This is a genomic window from Microbacterium sp. AG1240 (assembly GCF_003635115.1).
In the GTDB taxonomy this organism is placed as follows: Bacteria; Actinomycetota; Actinomycetes; order Actinomycetales; family Microbacteriaceae; genus Microbacterium.
Genome location: NZ_RBXJ01000003.1, coordinates 406,157 through 430,421 on the forward strand (window position 1 = coordinate 406,157; position 24,265 = coordinate 430,421).

Consider the following 24,265-nt stretch of genomic DNA (forward strand, 5'->3'; position numbering starts at 1 on the left):
GGTTGTTCGAGAGGCTACGAAGGTCGTGTTACGGCCGTTCGCTCCTCGCGTGTCAGCCGTGGAAGAGCCCGGTCGGGTCGTCCTGGGCGTCGAGCCAGGCCGAGCGGCGGGCGAAGAGGTCGGGCACCAGTGAGCGCACGCGGTCGATGATCTCGCCGAGGTCGGCGTGCACGAGTCGGCCGTCGCGGACGACGACGTCGCCCGCGACCATCGTCAGGTCGACGTCCGATCCGCGCACGGCGTGCACGAGGTTGTGGTGCACGTTCGCGTATCCGCCCGACGGCAGCAGCGGCGTCATCCGCGGGGTGTCGGTGCGGACGGCGACGAGGTCGGCCTGGAACCCGGGGGCGATCGCTCCGATGTCGCCGCCGCGGCCGATGGCCGCCGCCCCGCCGCGGGTCGCCATCTGCAGCACCTGCCAGGAGTCCATGGCCGCCGCATCCATCGTGCGGAGCTTGCCGAGGAGGGAGGCGACCTTCATCTCCTCGAACATGTCGAGGTTGTTGTTCTCCTTCTCGCCGTCGGTGCCGAGACCCACGTTCACGCCCGCGGCCAGGATCTCGGCGATCGGGGCCATACCGCTGGCGAGCTTCATGTTCGACACCGGGTTGTGCGAGACGCCGACCCCGCGCTCGGCGATGAGCTCGACCTCGGCCTGGTCGAGCCACACCGCGTGGGCGATCATCGCCCGCGGGGTGTCGAAGAAGCCGAGCTTCTCGAGGGCGAACATCGGTCGCACACCGTAGCGCGAGACGAAGTCGGCGACCTCGATCTCGGCCTCGCTGCAGTGCGTGTAGATGCCCGTGTCGTAGGCCTTCGCGAGGTCGACGGCCCGGCGCTGCCCGGCCTCGTCGGCGTAGAACGGGTGCTCGAGGCCGACCCACGGCATGATGCGGCCGTTCGCTGCGCCGGCCCACTGCGTCAGCATCCGCTCGTTGTCGTCGAGGGTGTCGAAGTAGTCGAAGTCGGGGTGCTCGCCGACGTAGTTGACCGTGACCAGGCGGTTGCCGAGCGCGGATGCCGCGCGCGCGGCGCCGTCCATGTAGCGCCACATGTCGACCACCGTGGTGGTGCCCGACAGCAGCCCCTCCGCGTAGCAGAGCCAGGCGGCCGCCTCCGCCTCCTCGGGGCGCAGCACCCGGTGCATCGGGTCGATGTGCAGGCGCAGCCACTCCCACACCGGCAGGTGCTCGGCGGTGCCGCGCAGCATGCCGGAGTGGTGGTGGGCGTTGACCAGGCCCGGCATGAGCACGCGGTCGGGCAGGTCGATCCGGGCGGCGCCGGGGTAGGCGGCCTCGAGGTCTGCCCGCGGCCCGACGGCGACGATCGCGTCGCCCTGCACGGCGACGGCGGCGCCTTCGAGCACCGAGCGCTCGTCGTCCATCGTCAGCACGACGTCGGGGGTCAGCAGGATCGTGGGGGTGATGCTCATGGGGTGCTTCCTGGATGGGGTGAGGGATGCGGCGGAGGCCGGGCCGGGGTGCGCTCCCGGCCCGGAGGCTCAGCGCCGGTAGGCGACGAGGTCGGGATTGTCGGCGTAGACCTCGTCGAGCAGGGTGAGGTCGAACAGGTCGGCCGCGGTGAGCGCGTAGCCCGACGTGGCGAGGCTCGCCAGGGTCTGCTCCTGCAGGTCGTCCGAGATGGTGAACAGGCCGTTCTCGACCGTCTCGTCGGAGACGACGAGCAGCTCCGCCTGGGCGGTCGCGCTCGCGGTCGAGCTCTCGAGGTCGAGCCCGAGGTCGGTGCCGTACTCGTCGACGGCGAGCTGGGCGCCCGCGCCCGGGTCGGCCACCGCGTCGCTCCAGCCGCGGATCTCGGCCGTGAGGAAGGCCTTGAGGGCATCGCGGTCGGAGGCGATGGTGTCGTCGGTGGCGGTGATGACGTGGCCGACGAAGGGAAGGCCGTTGTCGGCGAAGAGCAGGTCGGTGACCTCGATCCCCTGCAGCTCGATCGCGACCGACTGGCTCGTGACGAACGCGATGAGCCCGTCGACCTCGCCGGTGGTCAGCGGCGCGGGGTCGTACTGCACGGGCACGATGTCGACCTCGGAGGTGTCGATGTCGTTCGCGGCGAGGAACGCGTCGAAGACCGCGCGGTTGGAGTCCTGCACGCCGATCTTCTTGCCGATCATGTCCTGCGGCGTCGTGATGTCGGCGCCGTCGGCGAGCGAGGCGATCGTGAAGGGGTTCTTCTGGAACGTCGCGCCGATGATCTTCAGCGGCGCCGCTTCGTTCGCGACGGCGGCGCCCACCGAGAGGGCATCGGTCAGCGACAGGTCGGCGGTGCCCGAGAGCAGTTCGGGCACACCGCTCGACGGACCGGGCACCAGCTGCACGGAGGCGAGCCCCGCGTCGGTGTAGTACCCCTCCGCATCGGCGATGATCTCGCCCGACCACTCCTCGTTCAGGATCCAGCTGAGCTGCACGGTCAGGTCGCCGAGGCCGGCGCCGTCTGCGGAGCTCTCCGACGGGGCGGATGCTGCGCCGCCGGCGCAGGCGGACAGCAGCAGGGCGCCGACGGCCACGGCAGCCCCCGCGGCGAATCGACGGAGCAGGGGACGGGTCGAGGTCATGGCTCTCTCGCTCTCCCCGCGGCGCTCGGCGGGCGGGCGCGGCGGAAACGGTGTCATCGCTGCGGGTGAAGCGACGAGGACCCGGAGGAGGCGGCCCTGCTCCGATAGTAAATACCTATCGTTGATTGCAAATAGCGATCACGTTACGTGTTCGTTTCGCGATGGGGGACTCACCGGCTGCCGGCGTAGACCAGCAGGATGCGCACGGGGTCGTCGCCGACGACCGACCAGCGGTTGCGCAGGGCACCCGGATGGGCGATCGCGTCGCCCGCGCCGAGCTCCCATTCGCCGCGACCCTCGATCGAGACGGTGATGCGCCCGGTGACGACGTAGACGGTGAGGTCTCCGTCGGATTCGAACCAGTCGCCCATGTACTGGCCGGGTTCGATGCGGTACTCCTGCACGGTCGCGGCGCGGGCGCCGGCCGAGGAGATGACGCGATGCACCCCCGCATTGGCGACGTCGGCGATCGGCGCCCAGGCGCCCGCATCCGCCCTGGAGAGATGCACGACCTCGGGCTCGGGCATCGCGGGCAGGAGCGCCGACGGCGAGATGCCGAGCACCTTCGCGATCCGGTAGAGCGACGCGAGCGACGGCATGGTCTGCCCGTTCTCGATCGTGCTGAGGAACGGCTGGCTGATCTCGGCCTCGGCGGCGAGGGCGCGCATCGAGAGCTTGCGCGCCGTGCGGGCCTCGCGGATCGCACGCCCCAGCGACTGCCCGATGAGGGCGTCGTGGTCGGGGGCGACGGGCACGGGCTCCACGATAGGCGCTGACGTCACGGGGCGCCCTGCGCCAGCCGCCACACGCGGTCGCGCGAGAAGGGCTGCTCGTAGCCGCGCGTGCCGAGCGCGCGGGCGATCGCGTTGCCGACGGCGGGGGCGACGGGGTTGTAGGGCGACTCGCTCATCGACTTCGCCCCGAACGGTCCGACCGCGTCGTCGGTGTCGGCGAAGTACACCTCGGTGTCGGGGATGTCGGCGAACTGCGGCACCCGGTAGGTGCGGAACACGGGGTTCTCGACGCGCCCGTCGGGCTGGATGTAGACCTCCTCGTAGAGCGCGCTGCCGTAGCCCTGCGCGACGCCGCCCTCGATCTGGCCCCGGCACTGCGCCGGGTTCATGACGAACCCCGCGTCGGCGGCGTGCACCGACTGCAGCACCTTCACCGTGCCGGTCTCGACGTCGACCGCGACCCGCACCGCGTGCACGTTGAACGCGAGCGAGCGCACGTCGCCGTGCTCGCTCCCCTCGGCGCGCAGCCCCTCGTCGGTGCTCTCGCCCGCAGCATCCACGATCTCGTCGAACGGAACGAGTCGCTCTCCGACCCGCACCCCTCCCGCTTCGAGCCGCGCGTCTGCGTTCGTCGAGTCGATAGCCTCTCGCCGAGTCGACACCTCACCGGCGTCGAAAGCCTGTCCGCTCGGCGAGAGCGCGTCGTCTCGGCGGGCGATCTCCCGCGCGACCTGCAGCATGCGGTCGCGCAGCGACAGGCACGCGGCGTGCAGGGCCTTGCCGGCGACCGTGATGCCGGCCGACGCGAACGCGCCGGTGTCGTGCGAGACCAGGTCGGTGTCGGCGGTGCGCAGGTCGAGGCGGTCGAACGAGGCCGAAAGATCGGATGCGGCGATCTGCCGCAGCACGGTCGTGGTGCCGTTGCCGAACTCGGCCGTGCCGGCGCGCAGCGCGAACGTGCCGTCGCGGCGGAGCGTGACCGAGGTGTGGGAGATGTGTCCGCGGGGGGCCATCGTCGCGATCATCGCGATCGCCATGCCCTCGCCGACCCGCCAGTTCCCGCCCGCGGGGGCTGCCACCCCGTTGCCGCGTTCGATCGCGGCCTGCGCGAGGTCGAGGCACTGGTCGAGGCCGTAGCTGCCCCAGACGAGATCCTCCTCGTGGGGGACGTCGTCGGGGTGGAGCCGCTCGCCCTCCCGCACCGCGTTGATGCGGCGCAGCTCGAACGGGTCGATGCCCAGGCGCTCGGCGAGCATGTCCATCGCCGACTCCACGCCGAGCATGACCTGGCCGAGCCCGTACCCGCGGAAGGCCCCCGACGGCACGTTGTTCGTGTAGACCGCCTCCGCGTCGATGCGCCGCACGGGGCAGCGGTACACCGTGGTCGACTCGGCGACCCCGTGGAACATCACGCCGATGGCGTGGTTGCCGTAGGCACCGGTGTCGCTCAGCACGTCGACCTGCATCGCGGTCAGCACGCCCTCGCCCGTTGCGCCGAGGGTCACCGAGACACGCATCGGGTGCCGCACCGAGGTGCGCTGGAACTCGTCGGTGCGCGAGAGCTCGTAGGCGACGGGACGGCCGGTGCGCAGCACCGCGAGGGCGACGAGGTCTTCGGCGAAGATCTCCTGCTTCCCCCCGAACCCGCCACCGACCCGCGCGGTCAGCACCCGCACGCGCGTCGGGTCGAGATCGAAGATGCGGGCGAGCTCGTCGCGCGTGAGGAACGGCACCTGCGTGCTCGCGCGGATCACCAGCCGCCCGTCGTCGTCGAGCCAGCCGACCGCGCCGTGCGTCTCGAGCTGCGCGTGCGAGACGCGGGCGTTGCGCCAGGTTCCGCTGACGGTCACGGCGCTCGCCGCGAGCGCGGCCCGCGTGTCGCCGTGCTCCTCGTGGAACGCCGCGACCACGTTGCGGCCGGCCTCGGCGACGCGGTCGTCGGGGGTGCGGTCGGGGTGCAGCAGCGGCGCACCGGGGCTTCGCGCCTCCTCCGGTGCGAAGACGGCGGGCAGCGCGTCGTAGGTCACGGCGATCGCGCGGCACGCGGCCTCGGCGGCTGCGGCGGTCTCTGCGACGACGGCCGCGACGCGTTGTCCGATGAAGCGCACCGTGTCGTCCAGCATCCGTGTGTCATCGGGATCGTCGGTGCGGTGCTCGTGACGCCCCGTGGAGTAGCGCGTCGACGGCACGTCTTCGTGCGTGAAGACGGCGACGACGCCGGGGATGCCGCGGGCGGCCGTCGTGTCGATCGCGACGATCCGCGCGTGCGCGTGGGGCGAGCCCAGCACGCGGAGGAACAGGGCGCCCGGCACCGGTTCGTCGAAGGTGTATGGCTCGAGCCCCTGCACGATGCTGCGCGCCGCGGGCGGCACGGGCGACGCGCCGACGCCCTGCGACTCGCGCGCGTCGTCTCTCGCGTGAGAGTCCAAGACACCCGGAGCAGCGCCCTCGAGCGTCCGGGTGTTCTGGACTTTCGACGTCGGGCCCGCGCCGGTCTCGCGCACCGGGCCCAGAACGGATGCTTCGATCGCCTCGCGGATCGGACGATAGCCCGTGCAGCGGCAGAGGCTGCCCTTCATGTGACGGTGCAGGTCGGGGAGGTCGTCGGGGGAGAGGGTGGACGCCGTGACCGACATTCCGGCCGTGCAGAACCCGCACTGGAACCCGAAGCCGGTCGCGATCGCCTCCTGCACGGGGTGCAGGTCGTCGCCGGGAGCGAGTCCCGCGGCCGTGGTGACGACGGCACCCTCGACCCGCATGGCGGGGATGATGCACGAGTGCACGGGCGCGCCGTCGAGGATCACCGCGCACGCGCCGCAGTCGCCCGCGTCGCAGCCCTTCTTGACCTCGGTGTGGCCGTGCTCGCGCAGCAGGGTGCGCAGCGACTGGCCCGGACGGGGATCCGCGTCGACGCCTGCGCCGTTGAGCTCGAACCTCATGCGTCCTCCTCCAGCGCCGCGCGGATGCGCTCGGCGAGCACGATGCTCACGCCCCGGCGCCAGTCGGCCGAACCGAGCGGATCGGAGTAGTAGCGCGATGCCGCGCCCACCGCGTCGGCGAGGGTCGCAGCATCCGGGATCCCCTCGAACCGCAGCACGGTCGGCGCCTCGGTCGCCGCGGTGATCGCGAAGACGCACGCGCCGTCGGGATCGACGCGGCCGGTGACGACCGCGCCGGAGCGGCCGAGCTCGGCGAGCGCGATCTTCTGCAGCAGCATCCGCGAGCGGAGGGAATGCGCGGGGATCTCGATCGCCCGCAGCACCTCGCCGCGCGCGAGGGCGTTCTCGGCGTTTCCGGTCACGAGTTCGGCGACGGGCAGGCGGCGCTCGCCGCCGTCGGGCGTCCAGACGACGGCCGTCGCGTCGAGACCGGCGGCGAACGAGGTCATCGAGCCGGCCGCGAACGACTGGCAGACGTTGCCGCCGACGGTGGCGGTGTTCCAGATCTTGAAGCTCGCGAGCAGGGCGTTCGCCGCGTCCGGCACCCGGGCGATGGCGCGCCAGTCGGGGGGCACCTCGGCGCTCTGCGACCAGGCGACGAATCGGGCGATCGTGCAGGTCGCGGCGATCCGAAGGCCCTCAGGTGTGATCTCGAGGTCGGGCCACGGCATCGTGGTGAGGTCGACGAAGCCGGTCGCCTGCGGCTGCGGCTCGCTCATGAGCCAGGTGCCCCCGCCGAGGAACACCTCGCCGGGCGCGAGCGCGAGGTCGTCGCGCGTGCGAGCGCGGCGGAAGCTCGTCACGGTGTTGATGTCCATGCCGCGCCCTTCTGCTGTGCGGTGCGGTCAGTCAACCACTCGCGGATTACTCCAATGTTTCCTGGGTCAACATCGGCGGGCGCTTCAAAGGTTCGGACGCGGATGCGGCGTACCTCCGGGCGGGCTGCGCGGTGCGATGGTACGTGCCGCATGCCCGGAGTCGTCGGCCTGCGGCCGTCGGCTCCCCGCCCATCCCGGTGTCAGCGACTCGATCCATCGCACCGCCTCGCCCTCCTGCGTGTGCCGGGGCGGGAGCGGTCCCTGAGCTCATCGAAGGGTCTGCGGGGTGTTCTGGGGTCGGCATCCTCTCCTCCACAGGGGAGGATTCGACGAGTTGTCCACAGGTCGTGTTTTGGCGCCTGATCAGGGGATGGAATGTCGCACCCCCTCGTCAGAATGGAGGCATGACAGACACCGCTGCGGCGCTTCGCGACCTCGATGCGGCGCTCGCCGCCGTCGTCGACGCGCAGCTGCGCGACGGCGACGTAGGGGGCCTCGGTGCGCGCGATCTCTTGTCGGTGATGGATGCTGCGGCGTCGATCGTGCGGCGTGCCGAGGCGTTGCTCATCGAGGCCGTCGGGGAGGTCGACGCGCGCTCGGATCAGCGCGACCTCTCGGTGCGCATGACGACCGAGGTCGGGTGCCGCTCCGTGAAGGAGCTCGTACAGCGCACGACGAGGTTCTCCTCGCGTCGTGCGGGTGAGTTCGTGACGGCGGGTCGCGGAATCCGTCGAACGACCGCGCTCGCGACGGGCGAGCGGCTGCCGGCGGTTTTCCCCGCGCTCCGCGAGGCCGTCATCGACGGCGCCGTCGGCGTGGACGGCGTCGTCGCGGTCGCGGGCCCGCTCGCCTCGTTGCCGGTCGGGCGCGACGCGATCATCGCCGCCGACGAAGAGCTCGCGGCGGCAGCCCGGGGCGACGGCGCCGACGGCATGCCGCCCCTCGCAGCCGACGACCTGCGGGCGCAGTCCCTGGTCTGGGCGGCATACCTCGATCAAGACGGCCCCGAGCCCCGTGACGAGCGCGCGATGCGCAAACGCGGCCTCACCCTCGGCGTCTGCCGCGACGGACTCGTGCCGGTGCGGGGCGCGTTGCTGCCCGAGACCGCGGGTCAATTGCAGCGCATCTTCGACAGCGTCAACAACCCGAAGCTCGAGGGACCCGCGGGGCCGCGCTTCACGGAGCACAACGGCGACGCAGACCCCGACGCGCGCTGCGACACCCGCACCCGCCCTCAGAAGCAGCACGACGCGCTGGCGACCGCCCTGACGGTGGCCGCCGCATCCGGTCAGTTACCCACCATCGGCGGCGCGGCGCCCACGCTGGTGGTCTCGGCCCGCGAGGCCGATGTTGCCAACGGCGTCGGCACTGCGCACGTGCAGGGGATCGACGAACCGGTGTCCATCGCGGTCGCCCGTCAGATCGCGTGTACCGGCGGCGTGCAGCGGGTGCGGCTCGGCGCGAACGGCCGCATCATCGCGATCACGGTCAACGACTGGGTCTTCACGCATGTCCAGCGCAGAGCCATCGTGCTCCGCGACGGGGAGTGCGTGATTCCCGGCTGCCACGTTCCGGCCGCGTGGTGCGAGATCCACCACGTCATCGAGGCGGCTCGCGGCGGACCCACGCACACCGACAACGGCGTGCTGTTGTGCTGGTTCCACCACCGAACGATCGATACGGGCGGCTGGAAAGTCAGGATGAAGAACGGGGTGCCCGAGATTCTCGGCCCGGTCTGGTGGGATCCCGGCCAGCGCTGGCGGCCGGCCACGAAATCGCCGGTGAGGCGTCGAGATCTCGTCGAGGCCGCCCACCCGGGGTGACGCGGCTCAGTCCTCCGCCAGCATCCGCATCATGTACTCCACGAAGCGCTCGCGGTCGATCGCCTCGATCGCTGTGGCATTCACCGGTGGGGCGACCGCGCGCCAGTCGAACACCGTCGCGCCGCGGGTGAGTTCTCCCTGCGTCTCGACGGCGACGAAATATCCGCGTTCTTCGAGCACGAGCGCCGGCTCCAGCGCCACCAGCACCGACAGCGAGTCGCAGTGGATCGACCCACCCACCCCCACAGCCACGTCGAAGTCGAAGGTCTGCTGGTTCGCGGTGACGAAGAAGTCGCTGCGGCGCGTGCCGAGGGAACGGATGCTGTCGATCCTCGCCTGATCGAAGACCACGTCGCGCAGCGACAGCGGGTCCCACGTGACGAACCGCACCGACGCGAAACCGGCGTCGAGCACGATCTGCGCGGCCTCCGGATCGACGTAGATGTTGTACTCCGCGGCCGCGGTGATGTTGCCGCGCGCGTTGATCGAGCCGCCCATGACCACGAGCTCCGCGACATTCGCCGCGAACCCGGGGTCGCGCTGCACCGCAAGAGCGATGTTCGTCAGCGGACCGATCGCGACCACCTTCAGCGCCCCGGCGTGCTCGCGCGCGAGCCGCACCAGCGCGTCGGGCGCGGGTTCGTCGGCGGCCTGCTCCGACCCCTCGCGCTGCTGGCCGCCGACGCCGTCGCCGTGCACGTCCGACGCGCTCGCCCACTCGCGCTCGAGAGGCGCGCGTGCGCCGAGGTGCACGGGCACCTCACCGCGACGCCCGACGACCTCGAGCGTGAGGAACGCGTTCTCGACCTGCTGCTCGAACCCGACGTTGCCGGCGACCATGGTGATCGCCCGGAGGTCGGCGCGCGCATCGGTGAGCCCGATCATCAGCGCGAAGCAGTCGTCGGCCGCCGTGTCGGTGTCGATCACGAGCGGAATGCGGTCGGTCATCGTCACAGTCTTCCCGCCAGTTCTCTGGATGCCGCGGCGACCTCGGCGGAGATCGTGCGCTCGTCGGCGGTCGTCAGCATCCCGCCATCGACCACGACGCGTCCGTTCACGAACAGGCGCTCGACGGGCGGCATCGCGCCGAGTCCGAGAGCTGCCACCGGGTCGAGGATGCCCGCGTGCTCCACCCCGTCGATCCGCCACACCGCGATGTCGGCGAGCTTTCCCACGTCGAGCGACCCGATCTCGGTGTCGCGTCCGAGCACGCGCGCCCCGCCGATCGTGGCGAGGCGCAGCCCGTCGCGCACCGAGAACGAGTCGGCGCCGGTGCGGAGGCGGTTCATCAGCACCGCCTCGCGGATCTCGATGCCCAGCTGCCCCGATTCGTTCGACGCCGACCCGTCGACGCCGAGACCGACCGGAACCCCCGCGCGCAGCATGTCGCGCACCGGGGCGATCCCCGCGGCCAGTCGCGCATTCGACGACGGGCAGTGCGCGACGCCCGTGCCGGTCTCGGCGTATCGACGGATGCCCGCGTCGTCGAGCCGCACGGCGTGCGCCATCCACACGTCAGACCCCAGCCACCCGAGGTCGCCGAGATGGTCGGTCGGCGATTTGCCGAACGTGGCGAGGCAGTACTCGTCCTCTTCGGCGGTCTCCGACGCGTGGGTGTGCAGACGCACGTCGAGAGAGCGGGCGAGCACGGCGGCCTCGCGCAGCAGGTCCTCCGTCACCGAGAACGGCGAGCACGGCGCGACGGCGACCCGCACCATCGACTCGAACGACGGGTCGTGGTACCGCTCCACCGCCTCCTGCGACGCCGCCAGCGCAGCATCCGTCGTCTCCACGGCGAAGTCGGGCGGCAGCCCGCCCTGCGACTGACCGCGATCCATCGAGCCGCGCGTCGCGTGCAGGCGCACGCCGATGCGGGCGGAGGCGTCGACGATCGCGCCGACGATGTCACCGCCCCCGCGGGGGAAGACGTAGTGGTGGTCGCCCACCGTCGTGCAGCCCGAGCGCGCCAGCACCGACATCGCACCCGCCGCGCCCGCCCCGACGAGGCCGGCGTCGATGCGCGCCCAGAGCGGATAGAGCGACGTGAGCCAGTCGAACAGGATCGAGTCCTGCGCGTAGCCGCGAGTGAGCCACTGGTAGAGGTGGTGGTGGGTGTTGATGAGCCCGGGGGTCACGAGGCAACCGCGGGCGTCGACGACACTCGCGCCCTCGCGCCACGCGTCGGGCGCACGGCCCGGGCCGACCGCGACGATGCGGGTGCCCTCGACGACGACGTGTCCGCCGTCGTACTCCGACCCCGCGGCATCCACCGCGGCGACGTAGCCGCCCTCGATGATCGTGCGCGCCATCACAGCTCCAGTTCGACCGCGGTCTCGAGCGCCGCCTCGATGGAGCGCATCCATCCGCCCTTGAGCGCGGCGTTCTTGTCGGAGTAGAGCGAATCGCCGTCGACGAGGTTGCTCGAGCACGCGCAGATCATGCCGGCCTTCACCCCCCGCAGGCGCGCGACGACATACATCGCCGAGGCCTCCATCTCGATGTTGAGCACGCCCATGGCACTGAGCTCGGTGATCAGGGCGGGCGTCTCGGCGTAGAACGCGTCGCTCGACGTGCTGATGCCGGTGAACGACCGTGTGCCGGATGCGGCGGCGATCCGCTCGGCGTGGCGGGTCAGCGCGACCGTGAGCCCGAGGTCGGGGACGGCGGGGAACCCGCGCGGGACGTAGGCGTCGGTCGTGCCGTCGGCGCGGAGACTTCCCTCGCTCACGAGCAGATCGCCGGGGGCGATGCCCGGCTGGAGTCCTGCGGAACTTCCGACGCGGATGAACGAGGTCACCCCGACGCGGGCGAGCTCCTCCACGGCGATCGCCGTCGACGGGCAGCCCATGCCCGTCGAGGTCGCCGTGATGTGGCGGCCCTTGTACCAACCGGTCATCGTGCGGTGCTCGCGGTTGTGCGCGACCTCCTTCACGCCGGTGAGGAACTCGGCCACGAACGGCACGCGGAACGGATCGCCCGGCAGCAGCGCGACCGACGAGACCTCACCCGGCGCGATGCCGATGTGGTACTGGCGTTCGGTGAGTCCGGCCTGGGATTTGTCGACGGTGGACATGGTTCTCCTTCGAGGATGCAGTGACGTGATGTCGCCGCAGTCCCCGCCCTGAGCCGGCCCCGCTCGCGAGGAACCGGTCCGGTCATGGTGATAGGACCCGCAGTGCCGCCGAGCCTACCGACCGCCTGTTGCGGCGGTGTTTCGGTGCCGCCGTCAGTCCCAGAAGCCGGCGTGCACCTCTCGGGCGCCCTCGACCTCGACGGGCCCCACGACCTCGATCGCGCGGCCGCCACGGGCGAAGACCTCGCGGCAGGGCATCGCCATCGTCGGCACGCCCTCCTGCTCGCGCACCATCTCGATGAGCTCGTCCTCGCCGATCGCGTACACGACGCGCCCGATCCCCGACCAGTAGATCGCGCCCGCGCACATGGCGCAGGGCTCGGTGCTGGTGAAGAGAGTGGATGCGGCGAGCTCGACGCTCTCGAGCGCCTGACCCGCCGCGCGCACGAGGTTCGTCTCGGCGTGACCGGTGGGATCCCCCTGCGTGAGCACCGAGTTCATGCCCTCGACGATCGTGCCGGCCGGGGTCACCACGATCGCGCCGAAGGGGTGGTCGCCGCGGTCGCGGGCGGCCTGGGCGAGCCGCACGGCGTGGGCGAGGTGGTCGAGGTCGTTCATCGGGTCACGTCCTGGAGAGAGGGGATGCAGACGGCGTCGGCCGTCATCGGGCTGCGGCGGTGGAGGGGGCCGTCACCGTCGCGGAGGGAGGAGCCGGGAGCGCCGTGCCGGGCGGCGACAATCTCGGCGAGCACCGCGATGGCCGTCTCCGCGGGCGAGGCGCCGCCGAGGTCGAGACCGAGCGGGCTGTGCAGACGGGCGATCTCGGCGTCGCCGACCCCGCTCTCACGGAGCAGGCGCGCGCGGTGCGCGACCGTGGAGCGTGCGCCCATCGCGCCGACGAAACCGACACCGAGGCGCAGTGCGGCGGCGATCGCGGGCACGTCGACCCGCTCGTCGTGCGTGAGCACGCACACGGCGGCGCGCGCGGGGTCGGCGACGAGCCCGCGCAGCTCGTCGGACGGCAGCCCGACGACGAGGCGGTCGGCGGTGGGGAAGCGCTCGGGGGTGACGAGCCGCTCCCAGACGTCGCAGACGGTCACGGCGAAGCCCGCGGCGCTGCCCACCCGCGAGAGAGCCATGGCGTGGTCGCCGGCGCCCACGATCACGAGCGCAGGGCGCGGCCGGTGCACGACCGCGAGCACGTCACAGCCGTTGTATGCGTTCTCGAGCATACGTGTGTCGTCGAGCGCGTCAGCGCCGGCGAGTTCGACGATCCGGCCCGCGCGAGGCCCCGACGAGACGAGCCCGACGGCGGTGGGTTCGTCGTCGGCCGCAGACGCGAGCGCGGCGATCGCCGCCGCATCCGTCGGTCCGATCCGGTGAACGACCACCGCGACGCTCCCGCCGCAGGCGAGTCCGGCGGCGTGGGCGGCGTCGTCGCTGAAGCCGAGGTCGGCGGTGCGCGCGCGCCCCGCGGCCAGCACATCGGTCGCCAGCAGGATCGCGTCGCCCTCGACGCAGCCGCCCGAGATCGAGCCGATCACGTCGCCGCCGAGAGTGAGCGCCATCGCCGTTCCGACGCCGCGCGGCGCGCTGCGGGTGACCCGCACCACGGTCACGACGGCCACGGGCTCACCGCCGCGGAGCACCGGCAGGAGGGCGGACGCGAGTTCGAGCATGCTTCCACGGTAACCCCGCGATGTTTCGGCGAGACGACGCGGGGCTGCGCAGGTAGGGTGAGGCGCCATGGGCGAGGCGGGGCGGATCTGCGGCATCGTGCTCGCCGCGGGCGCCGGAACCCGCTTCGGCGGGCCCAAGGCTCTGGCGCGCACTCCCGAGGGCGAGCCGTGGATCGCCAGGGCCGCGCGCGCCCTTCGCGGCGGCGGGTGCGACGAGGTCGTGGTGGTGCTCGGGGCGGAGGCGGATGCGGCGGCCGACCTCGTACCCGACGGCACGCGCGTCGCGATCGCCGCGGACTGGGCGGGCGGACTCTCCCGCTCCCTGCGGGTCGGGCTGGGTGCGGCGGCGGGGGCGGACGCGGCCGTCATCGTGCCGGTGGACACCCCCGATCTCCCGGCCGCCGCCGTCGCGAGGGTCATCGCCGGTGCGGCGCGGGCGCCGCTCGCCCGCGCGGAGTACGACGGCCGGCCGGGTCACCCCGTACTCGTGCGCGCCGACCACTTCGTCGCCCTCGCCGACGCGGTCACGGGCGATGGCGGCGCCGGTGCGTACCTCGCCCGACACGGTGCGCTGCGCATCGACTGCTCCGACCTGTGGTCGGGCGAGGATCGCGACCGCCGCTGACCCCGCCGTCGCGAAAGTAGGACGGTCACGCAGGCGCAGGAGGACCGGCGCGACATCGTCCTACGCCGGCGTCACCTCCTACCCCGGCGTCATCCCTCGGTGCCGAACCGGTCGCCTCAGCCTCCGAGCACGACGTTCAGCGGCGGCTCTCCCGCCACCAGTCGGTCGATCTGGCGCCGCACGAGTCGCGCGATCCGCGGTCCCATCGCGCTCGACGCCCCGCCGACGTGCGGCACGACGAGGGCCCCGGGCAACGACCAGAGGGGGTGATCCTCGGAGAGCGGCTCGGGGTCGGTCACGTCGAGAGCCGCGCGCAGGCGCCCGGACCCCACCTCGGCCACGAGCGCGTCGGTATCGATCAGCGGGCCGCGGCCCACGTTGACCACGAGCGCGCCGTCGGGGAGAGCGGCGAGCGCCGCGGCGTCGAGCACGTGGCGGGTCGCGTCGCCGCCGGGGAGCGAGGCGATGACGATCTCGGTCTCGGCGAGCACCTCGTGGAGGTCGTCGATCGCTCGGACGACGATGCCGTCCTCCTCCCGCGCCCGGCTCGCGACCGCGGTCAGCTCGACCTCGAAGCCCGCCAGCCGGGCGGCGATCGCCTTGCCCACGCCGCCGAAGCCGAGGAGCGTCACCCGACGATCCGCCAGGCTCTCCGAGAACCGGCCGCGCCAGGAATGCTCGTCCTGCGCGCGGACGAACTCGGGGATGCGGCGCTGGGCGGCGAGGGTGAGGGCGACCGCGAGCTCCGCGGTCGACGCCTCGTGCACGGTGGAGGCGTTGGCGAAGGGGAGCCCGGGCGGGAGGAGGTCCTCCATGCCCTCGTATCCGATCGATTGGCTCTGGAGTAGGCCGATGTCGACGCCGCGGATGCGGTCGATGACGTGGGTCATCGTCATGTAGGGCGGCACGACCATGTCGAAACGGTCGCGGGGGGCGGGGCCGTCCATCGGCCAGACGACCAGATCGACGCCCGCCGGCAGGGGCTGCAGGTCGGCGGCGAGCCGATCGGTGGGCACGGATACGACGATGCTCTGGCTGGGGGTCACCCCCTCACGCTACGGCGTGCGCCCGTCGACGTCAGGCATCTCGAAGTCGGCGAAGTCGAAACCCGGAGAGACGAGGCAGCTCACGAGGGCGTCGTGATCGGCCGGGACGGTGCGTTGCCACACGTCCGGCGGCACCACGGCCTGCGGGGCGAACCCGTCGGCTGGGTCGCCGACGACGATCGTCTCGCCCGGCTCGGGTTCGTCGCCGTCGCCGCCGAGCTGCAGCGACACCGGGCCCACGCCGGTCGAGATCCAGATCTCGCTCGACGAGACGCGGTGCCATCCAGAGGCGTCGCCGGCCGGCAGCAGGAAGAGGATGAGCGTGGCGGCGGGTCGCGTCTCACCGCCGACGGCGACCGTGGCCGGAGACGTCCAGGTGCGCCGGTACCAGCCTCCCTCGGGGTGGGGTTCGAGGGCGAGTTCGACGGCCAGAGCAGGGCGCACCAGGCGCTCGATGAGACGCCCGTCGAGGGTGCGGCGTTCGGCGAGCGCGTCGTCGGACACGGGATGCGGCGGGGTCAGGCCGCGGTCGCCACGACGGCGGCGATCGCCGAGGCGAAGAAGCCGATCCCGTCGACGCCGGAGCGCATCGCGAGCGACGTGGACGGGCCGAAGCCGGGCTCGACGGCGTGCTCGGGGTGGGGCATGAGGCCGACCACGTTGCCGCGCTCGTTCGTGAGGCCGGCGATGTCGTCGAGCGAGCCGTTCGGGTTGACCCCGAGGTAGCGGAACGCGACGAGGCCTTCTCCGTTGACGCGGGCGAGCGTCTCGGCGTCGGCGATGTAGCCGCCGTCGGCGTTCTTCAGCGGGATCACGATCTCATCGCCCTCGGCGAACTCGCTCGTCCACGCCGTCGATGCGTTCTCGACCCGCAGACGCTGGTCGCGACGGATGAACTGCTGGTGCGCATTGCGGATCAGCCCGCCCGGCAGCAGGTGCGCCTCGACGAGCATCTGGAAGCCGTTGCAGATGCCGAGCACGGGCATGCCCTTGGCCGCCGCATCCTTCACCTCGCTCATGATGGGGGCGAGGGCGGCGATGGCTCCCGCGCGCAGGTAGTCGCCGTAGCTGAAGCCGCCGGGGAGCACGAGGGCGTCGACCCCCTGGAGGTCGTGGTCGCCGTGCCAGAGCGCGACGGGTTCGGCCCCGGCGATGCGGACGGCGCGCTGCGCGTCGCGGTCGTCGAGCGAGCCCGGGAACGTGATGACGCCGATCCGCACCGTCATTCGACGACCTCGATGCCCACGACGTCTTCGATGACGGAGTTGGACAGGATGCTGTCGGCGATCTCGCGAGCGGCCGCGAGCGTCGCGTCGTCGACGGGGCCGTCGACGGTGAGCTCGAACCGCTTGCCGATCCGGACGGACGAGAAACGCGTCTCTCCCTGGCGGGCGAGGGCGCCGGCGACGGCCTTCCCCTGCGGGTCGAGCAGCTCGGCCTTGGGCATGACGTCGACGACGATGGTGGGCATTTCGGCTCCGAGTGTCGCGGGAAGAGGGGCACCGCCCATCCTACGGGCGCGGGCTGACCCGCATCGAATGTCGTGGGAGCGCTCCCTTGACGGCGTGGGAGCGATCCCATACGGTGGCCTCGAGCAATGAGAGCGCTCCCATGACCGCTTGCTCGCACCTGTTCCGATCATCGAAGACCCGAACACACCAGGAGTGAACCGTGAGATCACCTGCACTGCACCGCACCGCCATCGTCGCGGTGGCTCTGACGTCATCCGCCCTCGTCCTCGCCGGCTGCTCCGGCGGCGGCTCGACCGGTGAGGGGGCCGACGGCGACATCACGCTGACGGTCACCACCTTCGGCACCTTCGGATACGAAGACCTCTACGCCGAGTACGAGGAGCTGAATCCGAACGTGAAGATCGAGGCGACCAACATCGACACCGGCGGCAACGCCCGCACCGACGCCTTCACCAAGATCGCCGCGGGCTCGGGTCTGTCCGATGTCGTCGCGCTCGAAGAGGGCTGGCTCGGCGCGATCATGGAGGTCTCCGACCAGTTCGCCGACCTCCGCGACTACGGCATCGAAGACCGCAAGGCCGACTGGGTCGACTGGAAGTACGCCCAGGGCACCGACCCGTCGGGCCGCGTCATCGGCTACGGCACCGACATCGGTCCCGAGGGGCTCTGCTACAACAAGCCCGCCTTCGAGGCCGCCGGTCTCCCGACCGATCGCGAAGAGGTCGCCGCCCTGTTCGACGGCGACTGGGAGAACTACTTCGACATCGGGCGGCAGTACCACGAGGCCACCGGCAAAGCCTTCTACGACCACTCCGGGTTCGTCTGGAACGCGATGGTGAACCAGCTCGACGAGGGCTACTACACGAGCAACGGCGAACTCAACGTCGAGGGCAACGCCGAACTGCAGGATCGCTTCGAGCTGCTGGGGGCGGCGACCGAGGGCGGCCTCTCGGCCGCGCAGACGGCGTGGGATTGGAACGGTGGCAAGTCGTTCCTCGACGGCACCTTCGCCACCTTCGTCTGCCCCGGCTGGATGCTCGGCACGATGCAGGGCTCGATCGAGGGCGCCGGCGGCACGGCCGACAACGGCTGGGACTTCGCCGATGCCTTCCCCGGCGGTCCCGCGAACTGGGGCGGCGCGTTCCTCGCGGTGGCCGAGACCTCGCAGCACAAGGAGGAGGCGGCCAAGCTCGCCGACTGGCTGACCCAGCCCGACCAGCAGGTGAAGCAGTCCGCCGCGGCGAACAACTTCCCGAGCACCGTGGCCGCCCAGGAGACCCTGGCCGCCGACGCGACCCCGAACGAGTTCTTCAGCGACGCACCGACCGGCGCGATCCTCGCCGAGCGCGCGAAGGGCGTCGTGGCGCAATTCAAGGGCCCGGATGACTCGGTGATCCAGGAGAACGTCTTCGGCCCGGCGCTGAAGGCGCTCGACCTCGGCAACACCGACACGCAGGGCGCGTGGCAGCAGGCACAGGACCTCCTGAAGGAACTGGTCGGCTGATCCGTCCCGGAGGTTGGGGCCTGCTCGCAGCGCGCGTGGCAGGCCCCCACCCCCGCCAGCGAGAGGACCCCTCATGACCGCCACACTGCCATCGGTGGATGCTTCGCCCACCGCCCCCGCGCCCCGCCGCCCGGCTTCTCGCCCTCGCCCCGCGTGGCGGATGCGCCTGTCGAAGGCCGATCAGAAGGGCGCTCCCTACCTCTACATCGCTCCGTTCTTCCTCCTGTTCGGACTCGTGGGTCTCTTCCCGCTCGTCTACACCCTCGTCGTCTCGCTCTACGACTGGGACCTTCTGAAGGGACAGGGCGACTTCGTCGGGCTCGGCAACTTCGTCGAGATCCTCACCGACGGCATGTTCTGGAACTCGGTGTTCAACACCGTCAGCATCTTCCTGCTGTCGGCCATCCCGCAGCTGGCGGTCGCCCTCGTCGTGGCGTACCTGCTCGACCGGGGCCTGCGCGCCCCCACTTTCTGGCGGATGAGCGTGCTCGTGCCGTTCGTCGTCACCCCCGTTGCCACGGCGCTGATCTTCTCGAGCATCTTCAACGACGCCGACGGCCTCGCCAACAACCTCCTGAACCTCTTCGGCATCGCCGATCAGGCGTGGAAGCAGGACCGCTATCTCAGCCATCTCGCGATCGCGATCATGGTCAACTTCCGCTGGACCGGATACAACGCCCTCATCCTCCTGGCGGCGATGCAGGCGGTGCCGCGCGACCTGTACGAGTCGGCGGCGATCGACGGCGCGGGTCCGGTGCGACGCTTCTTCTCCATCACCATCCCGACCATCCGCCCGACCCTCATCTTCGTGATCATCACCGCCACGATCGGGGGCCTGCAGATCTTCGCCGAGCCCCGCCTGTTCGACGTCTCCACGGCCGGCGGTATCGGCGGCAGCGATCGGCAGTTCCAGACCACCGTGCTGTTCCTGTGGGAGCTCGCGTTCTTCCGCCGCAACCTCGGCGAGGCATCGGCGGTGGCGTGGCTGCTGTTCCTCCTCATCGTCGGCTTCGGCCTCGTCAACTTCCTCATCGCGCGACGCATCTCCACCGGCGATGCGCGCGTGTCACGCCGTGCGCGACGGGCCGCCGCCCGCCGCGAGAAGACAGGAGCGTCGTCATGAGCGTCGTCGTGCCCGAACCCCTCCCCGCCGTGCAGGTCGACACGCTCGACACCGACCCGCCTCGCCGACCCGGGCGGGGCCGCCGCTCGCGCGAGACGGGGACGGCCGGCATCGGCAGCCGACCCGGATTCCTCACCTACGGCCTCCTGGCCGCGTTCATCATCGGCAGCGTCTACCCGCTCTGGTGGTCGGTGGTCGTCGCCTCCGGCACCAACGCCACCCGTGGTGAGACCCTGCCGCTCGTGCCGGGTGGCAACTTCCTCGCCAACGCGGCCACGGTGCTCGATGCGATCCCGTTCTGGCTGGCGCTGGGCAACTCCGTGCTCATCTCGGCGATCATCACGCTCTCGGTGGTGACGTTCTCCACGATCGCGGGCTACGCGTTCGCCAAGCTCCGCTTCCGCGGGCGCAACGGCCTGATGCTCTTCGTGATCGCGACCATGGCGATCCCCACGCAGCTCGGCATCATCCCGCTGTTCATGGTGATGCGCGAACTCGGGTGGACCGGCACGATCGGCGCGGTCATCGTGCCCACGCTCGTCACCGCCTTCGGTGTCTTCTTCATGCGGCAGTACCTCGTCGACGTCATCCCCGACGAGCTGATCGAGGCCGCCCGGATGGACGGCGCGAACCAGTTCCGCACGTTCCTGACGGTCGGGCTGCCCGCGGCGCGGCCCGCCATGGCGATCCTCGGACTGTTCACCTTCATGACGGCATGGACCGACTACCTCTGGCCCCTCATCGTGCTCAGCCCTCAGAACCCGACCCTGCAGACGGCGCTCAGTCAGCTGCAGTCGGGCTACTACATCGACTACTCGATCGTGCTGGCGGGAGCGGTCATGGCGACCCTGCCGCTGCTGGTGCTGTTCGTGCTCGCGGGCAAGCAATTGATCAGTGGGATCATGGCGGGGGCGGTAAAAGGATGACCGTGACCGTTTCGACGCCCCGACCGATGGGACCCCGCTCCATGACCCTCACCGCCGCCACCACCGCCACGCCGCTGCGGCCCTTCCCCGCCGACTTCCTCTTCGGCGCGGCGACCGCCGCCTACCAGATCGAGGGTGCCGCGGCCGAGGACGGCCGACGCGACTCGATCTGGGACGCGTTCGCGCGGATGCCCGGTGCCGTCATCAACGGCGACAACGGCGACGTGGCCTGCGACCACTACCACCGGTACCGCGACGACGTGGCGATGATGAAGCGTCTCGGTCTTCAGACGTATCGCTTCTCGACGTCGTGGTCGCGCGTGCGTCCCGACGGGGGAGCGCTGAACCCGAAGGGCGTCGACTTCTACGAGCGTCTCGTCGACGAGCTTCTCGCCGCCGACATCCTGCCCTGGCTGACGCTGTACCACTGGGATCTCCCGCAGGCCCTCGAGGAGGACGGCGGGTGGACGAACCGCGACACCGCCGAGAAGTTCACCGAGTACGCCCTCGACATGCATGACGCCCTCGGCGACCGGGTCGGGGTCTGGACGACGCTCAACGAACCCTGGTGCTCGTCGTTCCTCAGCTACACCGCGGGCATCCACGCACCGGGGCACTTCTCGACGGGTGAGGGGATACTGGCGGCCCACCACCTGCTGCTCGGTCACGGTCAGACCGTGCGCGAACTGCGCGCGCGCGATTCGTCGCTCAACCTCGGGCTCACGCTCAACCTCACGGTCGCCGATCCCGTGGATCCCGCGGTCGCGGCCGACGTCGACGCCGCCCGCCGCATCGACGGGCAGTTCAACCGGTGGTTCCTCGACCCCGTCTTCCGGGGCGCCTATCCGGCCGACATCGTCGAGGACTTCCGCCGCGTCGATGCCGAGGCCGTCGCGACGTGGGAGGCGGCGGTGCGCCCGGGCGACCTCCAGGTCATCTCGACCCCCATCGAGACCCTCGGTGTGAACTACTACCACGGCGAGTTCGTCGGCGGCACGCCGCCCGTCGCCGCACCCGGCGGCGGAGACGCGCCGACCGACCGCGTCACCCGTTCCCCGTTCCCGTCGATCGACGGGATCTATTGGCACGACAGGGGACTCCCGCGCACTCCCATGAACTGGGAGGTGCAGCCCGAAGGGCTCACCCGTCTCCTGCGTCGCGTCGGCGAGGAGTACTCGGCCGCCGCGGGCACGGCGCTGTTCGTCACCGAGAACGGCGCCGCCTACGACGACGAACCGGTCGTGGAGGACGGCGCGCGTCGCGTGCACGACGGCGGCAGGGCCGACTTCGTCAGCGCCCACCTGGGCGCCGTGCTCGACGCGATCGAGCACGGGGTCGACGTGCGCGGCTACTTCTACTGGTCGCTGATGGACAACTTCGAGTGGGCGTGGGGCTACGAGAAGCGGTTCGGCATCGTGCGCGTCGACTACGACACCCAGGAACGCACGCTGAAGGATTCGGCGCTCCAGTACAGTCGCATCATCGCCGCGCGCGCGCTCGAGGGCTTTCCCGCGTCCTTGTAGCACTCTCCGCCGGTCGGGGAGGAATGTCATGGTCATCAGTGCGTCGACCATCGAGGAGGTCGCGGCGCGCGCCGGGGTGTCGCGCTCGACCGTCTCGCGCGTCGTCAACGGCTCGCCCGCGGTCTCGGAGGTCGCCCGCGAGTCGGTGCGCCGTGCGATCGACGATCTCAACTACGTGCCGAATCGGGCGGCGCGCGCGCTCGCGAGTCGGCACAGCCAGGCGATCGCGCTCGTCGTCCCGGAGGATACGGCGAGGTTCTTCGGCGACCCGTTCTTCGCGGCGGTGGTCTCGGGCATCCAGTCGCGATTGGCGAGCACCGACTACATCCTCAACGTGATCCTCGCCACGGGTGATCCGGGTGACAAGACCACCGGCTACCTCCGCAGCGGCAGCGTCGACGGCGCGATCATCGTCTCCCACCACGACAACGACACCTTCATCGACCGCATCGCCGGCGCCATCCCCGTCGTCTACGGCGGGCGACGCGTTCGCGTGCGCGAAGAGGACCACGTCGTCGACAGCGACAACGTCGGCGGTGGCCGCGCGGCCACCGAGCACCTCCTCGAGCGGGGCCGGCGGCGCATCGCCACCATCACGGGGCCGCCCTCGATGCGCTCCTCGCTCGACCGGCTCGACGGGTTCCGCGCCGTGCTCGAGGAGGCGGGGCTCTCGCCCGTGGCCGTCGAGGACGGTGATTTCTCGGAGGACGGCGGCGCCGCAGCGATGCGCCGCATCCTCGCGAGCGGGCACGAGGTCGACGCGATCTTCGTCGCGAGCGACCTCATGGCGCGCGGCGCACTGCGGGTGCTGCGCGACGCCGGGCTCGCAGTGCCCGACGACGTCGCCGTCGTGGGCTTCGACGATTCGATGATCGCGGCGACGACCTCCCCGGCCCTCACGACGATCCGTCAGCCCTCGCGCGCGCAGGGCGAACGCCTCGTCGAGATCCTGCTCGAGCTCCTCCGCGGCGGCGCGCCCGAGCACGCCACCGTCATGCCGACCGAGCTCGTGGTGCGCGCGTCGACCTGACCGGCGTCGGTCAGAACCAGGTCGTGAGCACCGGCTGACGCGCGGAGCGCAGCAGGCCGTCGGCGGCCGCCGCGTCGCCGGGGGCGCGCTCGGTGATGCGTCCGGCCGCGGTGAGGGTCGCCGCCGAGACGCCGCCGAACAGCAGCGGTGCGAGCAGGTCGACCGGAAGGTCGATGAGCGGGCCGGTGGATGCTTCGGCCTGCGACACCTGCGCCGCGCCCGCCGCATCCGTCTCGATCGAGAAGACGCCGTCGGCGAACCCGAGCGGGTCGTGCACGCGCAGGGTGAGGGAGCCTGCCCCGCCGTACGTGCGCGAGCTCAGCACGGCCGGCGCGTCGAGCACACGCGCCCAGAGGTGCTCGCGCAGCTCGAGAGTGCGGATCATGCGCGGGTTCGCGACGAGCCAGGTCAGCGGTTCGTCGGTCGAACGAAGCGACGCCTTCAGCGTGCCGATGAGGTCGAGTTCGAACAGGTAGCGCCAGAGCGCGCGGTAGGCGTCGTCGGTGGTCGTCGCGAGGTAGTCGACCTCGAGGATCTGCGCCGACCAGTCGTGCGGGTCTTCGCTCACGTGGTAGACCCCGAGCCCACGAGGTGCGCCCGACTCGTCGTCGTAGCGCACGAAGCGGCGCTTGCGGCGCTCGGCCGCATCGGAGGGGGCGCCGAAGAGGCGGTCGAAGCGATGCCCGACGATGCCGACGTCGCCGGGCGTCGCCCGCCGCGCCTCGTCGAAGAGCGTGCGAGCGGTCGTCATGGCGATCTCGCGGCTGACCAGCTGCACGCGCCCGGGTGAGTCGGCGCCGACCCAGCCCGCGCGACGCACGTCGACCTCGAACCGGCTCGCCCAGGTGACGGGGCCGAAGCCGTACCGACCGTAGATCGTCGCCTCTGACACCGTGAGCACGGCCATCGGCAGGCCCGCCTCGACGGCGGTGCGCAGTTCGCCCTCGAGCATGGCCCGCGCGATGCCCCGGCGTCTGTGGGTCGGTGCGACGGTGACCGCACTGATCGCCCACGCGTCGACCTCCCCGCCGGGGAGGGTGACGGGGGCGGGCCATCCCGCGACCGTCGCGATGGGGATCGCGGGGTCGGCGAGGGTGTCGTCGAAGACGCCGACGGTGCGTTGCAGCACGAAATCGTCGCGCAGCTCGGCGAGGAACTCGTCGGTCGGAGCGCCGTCGTGGAAGCCGCGCGCATCGGCTTCGACCCAGGCGCGGACGGCCGCGTCGTCGGAGGCGTCGATCGCGGACATCCGCAGACCGCGATCGGCCAGCGCGGCGGTGGACGTCGGGTCGGCGGGAAGGGCGGAGGTCTCGGCGGGCATCCCCCGAGCCTAGCCGCGGGGCCTGCGACGCTCCAGGGCGACCGGCGGAGCCCGCCG

General features: G+C 71.5%; 22 protein-coding genes. 7 read left to right on the forward strand and 15 right to left on the reverse strand.

Features of this window, described 5'->3' with window-relative positions; all coding sequences use genetic code 11:
- Positions 1-52: 52 nt before the first annotated feature.
- The 5 genes from DEU34_RS14010 to DEU34_RS14030 form a co-directional block, all read right to left on the reverse strand.
- A complete protein-coding gene (locus tag DEU34_RS14010) occupies positions 53-1,432 on the reverse strand; it encodes an amidohydrolase (protein ID WP_183042496.1) in 1,380 nt (459 codons plus the stop codon).
- Between the two features lie 69 nt (positions 1,433-1,501).
- Positions 1,502-2,572 (reverse strand): ABC transporter substrate-binding protein, encoded by a 1,071-nt coding sequence (locus tag DEU34_RS14015; RefSeq protein WP_121151263.1) that lies wholly within the window; start codon positions 2,570-2,572, stop codon positions 1,502-1,504.
- A gap of 170 nt (positions 2,573-2,742) precedes the next feature.
- Complete coding sequence (locus DEU34_RS14020) at positions 2,743-3,327, reverse strand: helix-turn-helix domain-containing protein (protein ID WP_121151265.1); 585 nt, start codon at positions 3,325-3,327, stop codon at positions 2,743-2,745.
- Between the two features lie 23 nt (positions 3,328-3,350).
- Positions 3,351-6,245, reverse strand: coding sequence for a molybdopterin-dependent oxidoreductase (locus DEU34_RS14025; RefSeq protein ID WP_121151267.1), 2,895 nt, complete (start codon positions 6,243-6,245; stop codon positions 3,351-3,353).
- A complete protein-coding gene (locus DEU34_RS14030; protein WP_121151269.1) occupies positions 6,242-7,063 on the reverse strand; it encodes a xanthine dehydrogenase family protein subunit M in 822 nt (273 codons plus the stop codon). The genes DEU34_RS14025 and DEU34_RS14030 overlap by 4 nt, the downstream gene beginning before the upstream one ends.
- A gap of 404 nt (positions 7,064-7,467) precedes the next feature.
- Here DEU34_RS14030 and DEU34_RS14035 point away from each other — a divergent pair, with 404 nt between their 5' ends.
- Positions 7,468-8,886, forward strand: coding sequence for an HNH endonuclease signature motif containing protein (locus DEU34_RS14035; RefSeq protein WP_121151273.1), 1,419 nt, complete (start codon positions 7,468-7,470; stop codon positions 8,884-8,886).
- Between the two features lie 6 nt (positions 8,887-8,892).
- Here DEU34_RS14035 and DEU34_RS14040 read toward each other — a convergent pair whose 3' ends face one another.
- The 5 genes from DEU34_RS14040 to DEU34_RS14060 all read right to left on the reverse strand — a co-directional run bounded on the left by DEU34_RS14040 (position 8,893) and on the right by DEU34_RS14060 (position 13,638).
- On the reverse strand, positions 8,893-9,834 hold the full coding sequence (locus tag DEU34_RS14040; protein ID WP_121151275.1) for a nucleoside hydrolase: 942 nt from the start codon (positions 9,832-9,834) through the stop codon (positions 8,893-8,895).
- A 2-nt stretch (positions 9,835-9,836) separates the two neighbouring features.
- Positions 9,837-11,195, reverse strand: a complete 1,359-nt coding sequence (locus tag DEU34_RS14045) for an 8-oxoguanine deaminase (protein WP_121151277.1) — start codon at positions 11,193-11,195, stop codon at positions 9,837-9,839.
- The gene (locus DEU34_RS14050) at positions 11,195-11,959 is read right to left on the reverse strand and encodes a nucleoside phosphorylase (RefSeq protein ID WP_121151279.1); all 765 of its coding nucleotides are present in this window, start codon (positions 11,957-11,959) and stop codon (positions 11,195-11,197) included. The genes DEU34_RS14045 and DEU34_RS14050 overlap by 1 nt, the downstream gene beginning before the upstream one ends.
- Positions 11,960-12,112: 153 nt before the next feature.
- Positions 12,113-12,577: a nucleoside deaminase gene (locus DEU34_RS14055; RefSeq protein WP_121151281.1), complete on the reverse strand. Its 465-nt coding sequence runs from the start codon at positions 12,575-12,577 to the stop codon at positions 12,113-12,115.
- On the reverse strand, positions 12,574-13,638 hold the full coding sequence (locus DEU34_RS14060; RefSeq protein ID WP_183042497.1) for an XdhC family protein: 1,065 nt from the start codon (positions 13,636-13,638) through the stop codon (positions 12,574-12,576). Before DEU34_RS14060 ends, DEU34_RS14055 begins: the two co-directional genes overlap by 4 nt.
- A 67-nt stretch (positions 13,639-13,705) precedes the next feature.
- Between DEU34_RS14060 and DEU34_RS14065 the strand changes: the two genes are divergently transcribed.
- Positions 13,706-14,263 carry an NTP transferase domain-containing protein gene (locus DEU34_RS14065; protein WP_121151284.1) on the forward strand — a complete coding sequence of 186 codons (558 nt, stop codon included), beginning with the start codon at positions 13,706-13,708 and terminating at the stop codon, positions 14,261-14,263.
- Between the two features lie 116 nt (positions 14,264-14,379).
- On the opposite strand, the gene DEU34_RS14070 is transcribed toward DEU34_RS14065, so the two are convergent.
- Genes DEU34_RS14070 through DEU34_RS14085 form a run of 4 tightly spaced genes read right to left on the reverse strand, consistent with a single transcriptional unit; the run spans position 14,380 to position 16,780 of the window.
- Positions 14,380-15,309: a 2-hydroxyacid dehydrogenase gene (locus tag DEU34_RS14070; RefSeq protein ID WP_259460171.1), complete on the reverse strand. Its 930-nt coding sequence runs from the start codon at positions 15,307-15,309 to the stop codon at positions 14,380-14,382.
- Between the two features lie 9 nt (positions 15,310-15,318).
- Complete coding sequence (locus DEU34_RS14075) at positions 15,319-15,813, reverse strand: cupin domain-containing protein (RefSeq protein WP_259460172.1); 495 nt, start codon at positions 15,811-15,813, stop codon at positions 15,319-15,321.
- 14 nt (positions 15,814-15,827) lie between these two features.
- Positions 15,828-16,535: a phosphoribosylformylglycinamidine synthase subunit PurQ gene (gene purQ / locus DEU34_RS14080; RefSeq protein ID WP_121151286.1), complete on the reverse strand. Its 708-nt coding sequence runs from the start codon at positions 16,533-16,535 to the stop codon at positions 15,828-15,830.
- Entirely contained in the window at positions 16,532-16,780 is a 249-nt protein-coding gene (locus tag DEU34_RS14085; protein ID WP_121151288.1) for a phosphoribosylformylglycinamidine synthase subunit PurS, read from the reverse strand. The genes purQ and DEU34_RS14085 overlap by 4 nt, the downstream gene beginning before the upstream one ends.
- Before the next feature lie 200 nt (positions 16,781-16,980).
- On the opposite strand from DEU34_RS14085, the gene DEU34_RS14090 reads away from it, so the two are divergent.
- From DEU34_RS14090 to DEU34_RS14110, 5 genes are all read left to right on the forward strand, one after another.
- Positions 16,981-18,285, forward strand: a complete 1,305-nt coding sequence (locus DEU34_RS14090) for an ABC transporter substrate-binding protein (RefSeq protein WP_121151290.1) — start codon at positions 16,981-16,983, stop codon at positions 18,283-18,285.
- A 73-nt stretch (positions 18,286-18,358) separates the two neighbouring features.
- Positions 18,359-19,408: a carbohydrate ABC transporter permease gene (locus tag DEU34_RS14095; protein WP_121151292.1), complete on the forward strand. Its 1,050-nt coding sequence runs from the start codon at positions 18,359-18,361 to the stop codon at positions 19,406-19,408.
- On the forward strand, positions 19,405-20,334 hold the full coding sequence (locus DEU34_RS14100; RefSeq protein ID WP_259460173.1) for a carbohydrate ABC transporter permease: 930 nt from the start codon (positions 19,405-19,407) through the stop codon (positions 20,332-20,334). The genes DEU34_RS14095 and DEU34_RS14100 overlap by 4 nt, the downstream gene beginning before the upstream one ends.
- Positions 20,335-20,375: 41 nt before the next feature.
- Positions 20,376-21,857: a GH1 family beta-glucosidase gene (locus tag DEU34_RS14105; RefSeq protein WP_121151604.1), complete on the forward strand. Its 1,482-nt coding sequence runs from the start codon at positions 20,376-20,378 to the stop codon at positions 21,855-21,857.
- 28 nt (positions 21,858-21,885) lie between these two features.
- On the forward strand, positions 21,886-22,887 hold the full coding sequence (locus DEU34_RS14110) for a LacI family DNA-binding transcriptional regulator (protein WP_121151294.1): 1,002 nt from the start codon (positions 21,886-21,888) through the stop codon (positions 22,885-22,887).
- A gap of 10 nt (positions 22,888-22,897) precedes the next feature.
- On the opposite strand, the gene DEU34_RS14115 is transcribed toward DEU34_RS14110, so the two are convergent.
- A complete protein-coding gene (locus DEU34_RS14115) occupies positions 22,898-24,208 on the reverse strand; it encodes a GNAT family N-acetyltransferase (RefSeq protein ID WP_121151296.1) in 1,311 nt (436 codons plus the stop codon).
- Between the last annotated feature and the right edge of the window lie 57 nt (positions 24,209-24,265).

Coding starts and splice junctions, on each gene's coding strand:
- DEU34_RS14085 (WP_121151288.1), bottom strand. CDS start 16,780: ATGCCCACCATCGTCGTCGACGTCATGCCCAAGGCCGAGCTGCTCGAC.
- DEU34_RS14060 (WP_183042497.1), bottom strand. CDS start 13,638: ATGCTCGAACTCGCGTCCGCCCTCCTGCCGGTGCTCCGCGGCGGTGAG.
- DEU34_RS14035 (WP_121151273.1), top strand. CDS start 7,468: ATGACAGACACCGCTGCGGCGCTTCGCGACCTCGATGCGGCGCTCGCC.
- DEU34_RS14110 (WP_121151294.1), top strand. CDS start 21,886: ATGGTCATCAGTGCGTCGACCATCGAGGAGGTCGCGGCGCGCGCCGGG.
- DEU34_RS14100 (WP_259460173.1), top strand. CDS start 19,405: ATGAGCGTCGTCGTGCCCGAACCCCTCCCCGCCGTGCAGGTCGACACG.
- DEU34_RS14025 (WP_121151267.1), bottom strand. CDS start 6,245: ATGAGGTTCGAGCTCAACGGCGCAGGCGTCGACGCGGATCCCCGTCCG.
- DEU34_RS14055 (WP_121151281.1), bottom strand. CDS start 12,577: ATGAACGACCTCGACCACCTCGCCCACGCCGTGCGGCTCGCCCAGGCC.
- DEU34_RS14040 (WP_121151275.1), bottom strand. CDS start 9,834: ATGACCGACCGCATTCCGCTCGTGATCGACACCGACACGGCGGCCGAC.
- DEU34_RS14045 (WP_121151277.1), bottom strand. CDS start 11,195: ATGGCGCGCACGATCATCGAGGGCGGCTACGTCGCCGCGGTGGATGCC.
- DEU34_RS14095 (WP_121151292.1), top strand. CDS start 18,359: ATGACCGCCACACTGCCATCGGTGGATGCTTCGCCCACCGCCCCCGCG.
- DEU34_RS14065 (WP_121151284.1), top strand. CDS start 13,706: ATGGGCGAGGCGGGGCGGATCTGCGGCATCGTGCTCGCCGCGGGCGCC.
- DEU34_RS14010 (WP_183042496.1), bottom strand. CDS start 1,432: ATGAGCATCACCCCCACGATCCTGCTGACCCCCGACGTCGTGCTGACG.
- DEU34_RS14115 (WP_121151296.1), bottom strand. CDS start 24,208: ATGCCCGCCGAGACCTCCGCCCTTCCCGCCGACCCGACGTCCACCGCC.
- DEU34_RS14050 (WP_121151279.1), bottom strand. CDS start 11,959: ATGTCCACCGTCGACAAATCCCAGGCCGGACTCACCGAACGCCAGTAC.
- purQ (WP_121151286.1), bottom strand. CDS start 16,535: ATGACGGTGCGGATCGGCGTCATCACGTTCCCGGGCTCGCTCGACGAC.
- DEU34_RS14105 (WP_121151604.1), top strand. CDS start 20,376: ATGACCCTCACCGCCGCCACCACCGCCACGCCGCTGCGGCCCTTCCCC.
- DEU34_RS14015 (WP_121151263.1), bottom strand. CDS start 2,572: ATGACCTCGACCCGTCCCCTGCTCCGTCGATTCGCCGCGGGGGCTGCC.
- DEU34_RS14030 (WP_121151269.1), bottom strand. CDS start 7,063: ATGGACATCAACACCGTGACGAGCTTCCGCCGCGCTCGCACGCGCGAC.